Source organism: Amycolatopsis benzoatilytica AK 16/65, assembly GCF_000383915.1.
Classification (GTDB): domain Bacteria; phylum Actinomycetota; class Actinomycetes; order Mycobacteriales; family Pseudonocardiaceae; genus Amycolatopsis; species Amycolatopsis benzoatilytica.
The window spans coordinates 1-7,795 of the sequence record NZ_KB912942.1; the positions used below are offsets into that span (position 1 = coordinate 1).

Here is a 7,795-nt window from a genome sequence, read left to right on the forward strand (position 1 = left end):
GTGCTGGTCCGGCTGGACCAGGCCGCCACCCGGCAGGCGTCCCGGCCGCCGCGGCGGCGCGTGAACCAGTTCTTCCCCCACGGCTTCCCCACTGGGCAGGAGGTGCCCCGATGAACGTGCAGCGTGAGCAGCGGACCCGCCTGGAGCAGGTCATGGAGTGGGCCGTCTGGCACTTCGGTGAGCTGGCCTTCACGGTCGGCCCGCTGGTCCTAGCCGTGGTGTTCACGCCGTGGTTCGCCCTGGTGGCCGCGGTCGTCGCCGCCGGGTGGGCGGCGCACGAGATCCGTGAGCACCGCCAGCAGACCCGCCTGAAGACCGAAGCGGCCGAGCGCAAGCAGCTCGCCGCGCCGCCGGCCACCACCGACGAGACGACCGACCACGAGAGCCGGGAGGTGACCCGATGAGCTGGGCAGACGAGCGCCGCGCCACTCGCGCGGCGGAGGCGGAGATCCAGCGGCAGGACGCGAACGCCGCGCTGGACCGCAAGCTGCGCGCGCAGAGCGCGGTGGCCGACCAACGGCGGATCGACGCCGCGGCCGCGGTCAAGCTGGCCGACCAGCGCCGCAAGACCCGCCAGGCCAACCGGAAAGCCGCGCGGAAGGCGGTCACGGGGTGGCTGTCGGCGAACCGGGTGCGGCTGCCGATCTACCTGCTTGCCCTGGTGTCGGCGGGCATGGCCGTCCCGGCGATGGCCGGTTACGGCGTGGGTGTCTACGGCAACGCCACCGGTGCGCCGCTCCCGGCGCTCTCGGAGCTGGGCATGTGGGCGTTCGCGTTCGCGGTGGAGGTCACCCGCCACCGCCACCCGGAGCGGCCGGTGTGGGCGTTGCAGCTCGGCACGTGGCTGTTCGCCGGCGTCGGGTTCGGCCTGAACGTCGTGCACGGCCTGGGCCGCGGGTGGGACGCGGCGGTGGTGATGGGCATCGTGTCCGTCGCCGGGGTCATTGCCCATCAGCTCGCCGTGGCCTCGCCGCCGCGGTCGGCGGCGGAGCGGGCCGCCGCCCGGATCGAGCGCAAGACGCTGCGCAAGGTCGCCAAGGTCCGGGCCGCCGCGGTCCGGACCGCGGTCGCCGAACTCGACGGCGACGGCAATGCGCGGTTGGTGTTCACCCCGGGCCGCTACACCCTCGACGGCCGTCGACTCGCCGCCGTGGTCGACCCGGACACCCACGCCGCCGACGTGCTCGACGAGGAGATCGCCGCGTTCTTCGCCGAGCATGACCAGGCCCCGCGGGCCGATGACGGCCCGATCGTCGACGCCCCGGTGTTGACCCTCGATCCGCCTGCCGACCAGCCGAAATCGACCCGCAAGCCCCGGCCGCCGCGCGCACCGAAGACCCGGTCGATCGAGGACCTGCGCGCCGCGTTCACCGCCGCGATCGACAACCCCGACGTGGCGATCAACCCGAAGTCGGCGGAGTCGATCCGCAAGACGCTGCACTGCGCGCCGAAGTTCGCCCGCCGGCTGCGTGACGAGCACGCCAACCCCAACCGCAAGTGAGCCGGAGGACCCGATGAACGACAACACCGAGCAGACCCCGGCCGCCGGCGAGCTGGCCACCGTCCACCACCTCCCGGTCAACCAGGAGCACGGCGAGGTGATCGAAGGCGAGATCGTCACCGACGAGGAGTACGCGCGACTCACGTCGCAGAAGGCGCGGGCGATCGCCCGCTACCGCGGCTACGGCCGCGACGTGGTGACCGTCGCCCGCGCCACGCGCAACGCGGTCGCGCACGAGAGGACGAAGACCGCGTTCCGGCACGGCGTCGCGTACCCCGCCGCCGGGGTCAAGGTGGTCGTGACGCGGTGGCGGGACACGCACGGCGCGAACCGCTACGAACGGATGATGCGCGCCGCGGAAGCCGCGGGCGAGCACGACAAGCTGTTGGAGTGGGAGGCCCGGGACGTGGCGGAGAAGCAGCGCCGCCACGACCGGACCATGGATTGGCTGCGCGCCCCGGGTCAGTGGATCAAGGCTGCCGTCATCGGTTCCGTTGGTGTGACTGGGTTTCTGCTGGTCCTGGGCATCATCCTGGCGATCAACGACGGCGAGATCGGCGAGATCCTGACCCCGATCACGGCGGTGTTCGACGCGGTCGCCTTCGTCGTGTGGTTCCTGACCAGCTACGGGGTGTTTCTGCTGGTCGGCGGGACCGCGGTGGGCGTGGGCTACCTGTACCAGCAGGGCCGCACGCACGGGGAGATGCCGCAGTGGCTCGCCCCGCCCGTCGACGGCGACGCGATGGACGAGCTGCCGGACGAGAACACCATCCTCAACGCGCTGAAGAACCTGAACATCGCGGGGTTCAACCGCGCGGTGAAGGACGGGTGGCGGATCAAGTTCATCGACCCGCCGCACAAGGACGGCAAGGGATGGCGCGCGCAGGTGGCGCTGCCGCCGGCGTGCCCGGTGGAGGAGATCGTCAAGCGCAAGACCACGTTGGCGCACAACCTGGTCCGCTACCCGCGCGAGGTGTGGCCGACCGAGCCGCAACCGTCCGTTCTGGACCTGTGGGTGGCCAAGCCCGGCGCGCTGTCTGGGCCGGTCGACCCGTGGCCGCTGCTGGCCGACCTGGACAACGCCACCGCCGACTACTTCACCGGCGTCCCGGTCGGGGTGACGCTCAAGGGCGACGTGGTGCGCGGTCGGCTGTTCGAGGCGAACTACGCCCTGGGCGGCATGATGGGCTCGGGGAAGTCCACGCTGGCGATCAACCTGGTGCTGGGCGCGATGCTGGATCCGGTGGTGGACATCGACGTCGTGGTCATGGCGGAGAACACCGACTACGAGCCGATGAAGCCGCGGCTGCGCACGCTCACCACGGGTGCGGGGGACGAGACCGTGGACGCGTGCCTGAACCTGCTCTACGAGCTGTACGACGACCTTTCGGTGCGGGGTAAGGCACTCAAGGCGCACGCCACCGACCGCGCGGTGACTCGCGCACTGGCCGAAAAGGACGGACGGCTGCGCCCGCGGGTGGTGGTGATCGACGAGTGCCAGAACCTGTTCATGGGCAAGAACGGCACGAAGGCGATCGAGGTCGCGTCCAAGCTGATGAGCACCGCCCGCAAGTACGCCATCACGCTGATCTTCCTCACGCCGGAGCCGTCGAAGGACGCGCTGCCGCGCAAGATCACGTCGGTGGCCAGCAACAAGGCGTGCTTCGCCATCGGTGATCAGATGGCCAACGACGCCGTTCTCGGCACCGGTTCGTACAAGGCGGGCATCTCCGCGGTGGGGCTCACGCCGAAGACGGACGAGGGTCCCGGCGACGTCGGCACCTGCATGGCGCGGGGTTTCACCGCCAAGCCCGGCCTGCTGCGCTCGTTCTACGTCTCGCCCAAGGACGCGCACGCGGTCACCAAGCGCGCCATGGTGCTGCGCGAGCAGACGGCGCTTCCGGCCGCCGACGCCCCGGCGGAGTCGGCCGGTCCGGTGGACCACCTCGCCGCCATCGCGGACGTGCTGGGCACCGAAGCGCGGATGCGGACGCAGGAGGTGTTGCAGCGGCTGACCGAACGCGACCGCGGCACCTACGGCGAGTGGACCCACAGCGACCTGCACGACGCGCTGCCGGAGTCGGCCAAGCCGTACAAGACCGGCGGAGTCATGCAGGTCTCCGCCGCCCGCGTCCGCGACGCCATCGCGGAGCGTGACGGAGAGGGCGAGTTGGACGGCGACGAGACCGAGGGAACCGAGTAAGGGAGGCCGCGAGATCCGGGGAGTTCTCCCTCACCGCCTCCCCGGACCTGCCTCCCTCACCTGACCAGCACCGACCCTGACCAGGGAGGCAGGGGACCCGCCCCCGCAAACCCCCTGATCACGGCCCGAAACCACCACCTGAACACCCCGCGACGCGGCTCCCTCCCAGGACACCGCGCCGGCCGACCCTACCCAAAAACAGGCACACACAGTCACCGACGACGGGAGACGTGATGAGCAGCAAACCGCTCGTGCACCGCGGCAGCAGGTCGTGGTGGTCCGGCCGGATCACCACCTTGTGCGGCCTGGTGCTGGAGCCCGGCGAGGCCCGCTCGCCCTGGTTCACCAACCCGAAGTGCCCGACCTGCGAAGCCGTCCACCAGCTCACGAAAGGCCACTGACCACGATGGACACCCGCGAGTTTGACCTGTACTCGATCCTCGCCGTCACGCACCGCCTGCCGTCGAACGCGTTGCCGTTCCGCACGATCCTCGCCCACATCACCCGTCGCGAGCTGGCCGCGATGCCCGGCGCGGGCGTCTCGGCTCTGACGGTCGGGGCGGAGTGCCGGGCGTGGCTGCTGGAGCAGCACCCGCGGCTGCGGGATATCCCGCTGCCGCCGGACTTCCACGACGACGAAGCCGCGATGGACGCGTGGGCGGACGAGCAGGCCGCGCGGCTGGGAGTCGACCGGCTGCCCGTCGCGCCGCTGCCCGAGGGCACCCCGCTGCGCACGTCGCTGGGAGACCTGCTCGACGTCATCGCCCGCGCCCGCGGCGGACTCGACGACGTCGCGGTCGCCGACCCGGCCGCGCCGGACTTCGGACTCGGCAACCCCGACCACGACCACCCGCAGGAGGACCGATGAGCACGACCACAGTGGACGCCGCACTCGACGCGGCCGGCCGCGGCTGGCACGTCTTCCCGCTCCGCCCCGGCGGCAAGCGCCCCGCCGGGCACGCCGAAGACGGCTGCCCCGGCACCGGGCGGTGCGCCGGTGGGCACCGCACCTGGGAGCAGCGCGCCACCACCGACCCGGACAAGATCCGCGCCGCGTGGACCCACGCCCCCTACGGGATCGGCATCGCGACCGGCCCGTCCGGGCTGTGCGTGCTCGACCTCGACACGCTCAAGCCCGGCGAGGGCGTACCCGCGCGGTGGGCCGCCGCCGGGGCGCGGTGCGGGGAGGACGTGCTCGCCGTCGTCGCCGACGAAGCGGGCGAGGAGCTGCCCGGGGACACCCTCACCGTCCGGACGCCCTCGGGTGGGCTGCACCTGTACTACCGCGTCCCGGCCGGTGTGGTCCTGCGCATCACCAGCGGGGAGCGCGGGCAGGGGCTCGGGTGGAAGGTCGACACCCGCGCGTGGGGCGGCTACGTCGTCGCCCCGGGCACGGTCACCGACGCCGGCCGCTACGGCTACGTGTGGGACGGCGCGGTGGCGGAGCTGCCCGGCTGGCTGGTCGAGCGGCTCACCCCCGCCCCGCTGCCCGCCGCGCCGGTGGCACCGATCCGCCCGGCCACCGGTCGGCGCTCCCGCTACCTCGACGTCGCCGTCCGGGCGGAGGCGGGCAAGGTCGCCGACGCCACGGACGGCCGCAACGCGACCCTCTACGCCGCCGCCGTCGCACTTGGGCAGCTGGTCGCCGGGGACGCGCTCACCGAAGACGAGGTGCGCGCGGCGCTGATGACCGCCGCCGGACGCCACATCGGCACGCGCCGGTTCAGCGCGCGCGAGGCCGAAATCACGATCACGTCCGGCCTGCGGGCCGGTGCCAAGCGACCCCGGAAGGTGGCCTGATGACCCGCACCAGCACGCAGATCCTCGAAGGTTTCGCCGGCCCTGGCGGCTGGTCCCAGGGCCTGCGCGACGCCGGTCACATCGGAACGGCGATCGGCATCGAGCATGACGGGGACGCCTGCGCCACGGCGACCGCCGCCGGGCACACCCGGGTCCAGGCCGACGTGGCCGCCACCGACCCGTGCCAGTTCGGGCCGGTGGACGGCCTGGTCATGTCGCCGCCCTGCCAGGCCTGGTCCATGGCGGGCAAGCGCGGCGGTGAGCGGGACCGCGACGCCGTCTTCGCCCGCATGACCGCGTTCGCCCGCGGCCGCCGCCCGGCGGAACACCAGTGGGCCGACGCGCGGTCCGCGCTCACCGCGGAGCCGATGCGGTACGCCCACGCCCTGCGTCCCCGCTGGATCGCCCTGGAGCAGGTGCCGCCGGTGCTGACCCTGTGGCAGCACGCGGCCAGCCTGCTGCGGGAGCTGGGCTACCGGGCCTGGTGCGGTGTACTGGCCGCCGAACGCTACGGCGTCCCGCAGACGCGCCGCCGCGCGATCCTGATCGCCCGCCGCGACGCCGCGCCCGCGACACCGCCGGAGCCGACCCACCAGGAGTACCGCAGCGGGCGGGAGTTCGGCTCGGACGTGGACCTGTTCGGCAGCCTGCTGCCGCCGCCGGTGTCCATGGCCGACGCGCTCGGCTGGGGCCTGGCCGAACGTCCCGCCTGGACGGTCACCGCCGGGGGAACCGACACCGGCGGGGCGGAGGTGTTCGGCAACTTCCGCAACCGCCAGCAGCTGGCAGCGCTCGCCGACCGGCAAGCGGACGTGGTGCTGCGGTCGAACTACACCGACGGCGGTGACCTGGCCACCAGGACCACCCGCACGCCGGACGAGCCCGCGACGACGATCACCAGCAAGGTCGGGCACTGGGTGATGCGCAACGGCTCCCAGGACAACGCCTGTGTCCGGGGCATCGACGAGCCCGCCGGAACGATCTTCTTCGGCCGCGCGGCCAACGCGGTCGAGTTCCTGGAGTACGACGGGCAGGGCCGCCGCCGGGTCAGCGTCGCCGAAGCCGGTGTCCTGCAAGGGTTCCCCGTCGACTACCCGTGGCGCGGCACCAAATCAGCCCAGTACCGCCAGGTCGGCGACGCCGTGCCGCCGCCACTGGCCGCCGCGATCCTCGCGCCGCTGCTCGCCCATGCCGCGAACCCGGCCCACGCCGCGGCCTGACCCTGCACCACGGAGGTAACCCGCCATGACCACGCCCCGGCCGCTGGCCGCCGTCCCGACACCGCCCGCCCGCCGCACCCGGTGGACCGATGCGGAGCTGATGCGAGAGGAGTTCCCACCGGTCAAGTGGGCCGTCCCCGGCCTGCTCGCCGAAGGGGTCAACCTGCTGGCCGGTGCGCCGAAGCTGGGCAAGTCATGGATGTCCCTCGGGCTCGCCGCGTCCATCGCGAACGGCGAACCCGCGCTTGGCTCGATCGCAGTGGAGCGCGGCCCGGTCCTGTACTGCGCGCTGGAGGACACCGGCCGCCGGTTGCAGCGCCGCCGACGCCAGCAGATCGCCGCGGGCGGGCGCCCGTCGCCGCTGCTGACCCTGGAAACCTCGTGCCCCACCATGAACGCCGGTGGGGACGAGGTGCTCCGGGAATGGCTGGAGGAGAACCCGACGGCGCGGCTGGTCATCATCGACACGCTGCAGAAAATGCGCGGCCCGGTCCTGCCCGGCGCGTCCGCCTACGCCTCCGACTACGCCGCGGGCACCCGGTTCAAGGAGATCGCCGACCACTACGGCGTGCCGTTCCTGCTGATCCACCACGTCCGCAAACAGGACGCTGACGACTGGCAGAACCTGGTATCCGGAACCGCCGGGCTCACCGGCGCCATGGACGCCACCCTCGTGCTCGAACGCGCCCGCGGGCAAGCCGATGGCGTGCTGCACGTGACCGGCCGCGACGTCGAAGAGACCGACTACGCCATGACTTTCGACGCTGACGCCGGCGCCTGGACCAAGCTCGACGGCCCCGCCGCCGACCACCTGGTCGCCGACACCCGCGCCGACATCCTGCGCGTGCTGCGCGAACACGGCCCGCTCAAGCCCGCCCGGATCGCCGAAGCCCTCGACGCCAGCCCGGACAACATCCGCAAGACCTGCTCCCGCATGGCCGACGCGGGACAGCTGCACAAGACGCCCGGCGGCACCTACAGCGCGCCTGGCGACAGGGACCACGGGGACACCACCGGGGTGTCACACCTGTCCCCGCTGTCCCCCAACGGCACCTGACCAGCACAAACCGG

General features: G+C 72.8%; 8 protein-coding genes. All 8 read left to right on the forward strand.

Annotation, left to right across the window (positions count from 1 at the left end):
• The first annotated feature begins 110 nt into the window (after nt 1-110).
• The 8 genes from AMYBE_RS0100010 (at nt 111) to AMYBE_RS0100045 (ending at nt 7,781) form a co-directional block, all read left to right on the forward strand.
• Nucleotides 111-404 carry a hypothetical protein gene (locus AMYBE_RS0100010; RefSeq protein ID WP_020657263.1) on the forward strand — a complete coding sequence of 98 codons (294 nt, stop codon included), beginning with the start codon at nt 111-113 and terminating at the stop codon, nt 402-404.
• A complete protein-coding gene (locus AMYBE_RS0100015) occupies nt 401-1,501 on the forward strand; it encodes a hypothetical protein (protein ID WP_020657264.1) in 1,101 nt (366 codons plus the stop codon). The genes AMYBE_RS0100010 and AMYBE_RS0100015 overlap by 4 nt, the downstream gene beginning before the upstream one ends.
• Nucleotides 1,502-1,514: 13 nt before the next feature.
• Nucleotides 1,515-3,704 (forward strand): zonular occludens toxin domain-containing protein, encoded by a 2,190-nt coding sequence (locus AMYBE_RS40735; RefSeq protein ID WP_020657265.1) that lies wholly within the window; start codon nt 1,515-1,517, stop codon nt 3,702-3,704.
• Between the two features lie 233 nt (nt 3,705-3,937).
• Entirely contained in the window at nt 3,938-4,105 is a 168-nt protein-coding gene (locus AMYBE_RS45365; protein WP_020657266.1) for a hypothetical protein, read from the forward strand.
• Nucleotides 4,106-4,110: 5 nt separating this feature from the next.
• Nucleotides 4,111-4,572 (forward strand): hypothetical protein, encoded by a 462-nt coding sequence (locus AMYBE_RS0100030; protein ID WP_020657267.1) that lies wholly within the window; start codon nt 4,111-4,113, stop codon nt 4,570-4,572.
• Nucleotides 4,569-5,504, forward strand: coding sequence for a bifunctional DNA primase/polymerase (locus tag AMYBE_RS0100035; RefSeq protein ID WP_020657268.1), 936 nt, complete (start codon nt 4,569-4,571; stop codon nt 5,502-5,504). Before AMYBE_RS0100030 ends, AMYBE_RS0100035 begins: the two co-directional genes overlap by 4 nt.
• Nucleotides 5,504-6,724 carry a DNA cytosine methyltransferase gene (locus AMYBE_RS0100040; protein ID WP_020657269.1) on the forward strand — a complete coding sequence of 407 codons (1,221 nt, stop codon included), beginning with the start codon at nt 5,504-5,506 and terminating at the stop codon, nt 6,722-6,724. The genes AMYBE_RS0100035 and AMYBE_RS0100040 overlap by 1 nt, the downstream gene beginning before the upstream one ends.
• 25 nt (nt 6,725-6,749) lie before the next feature.
• Nucleotides 6,750-7,781: an AAA family ATPase gene (locus AMYBE_RS0100045; protein ID WP_020657270.1), complete on the forward strand. Its 1,032-nt coding sequence runs from the start codon at nt 6,750-6,752 to the stop codon at nt 7,779-7,781.
• Nucleotides 7,782-7,795: the final 14 nt, after the last annotated feature.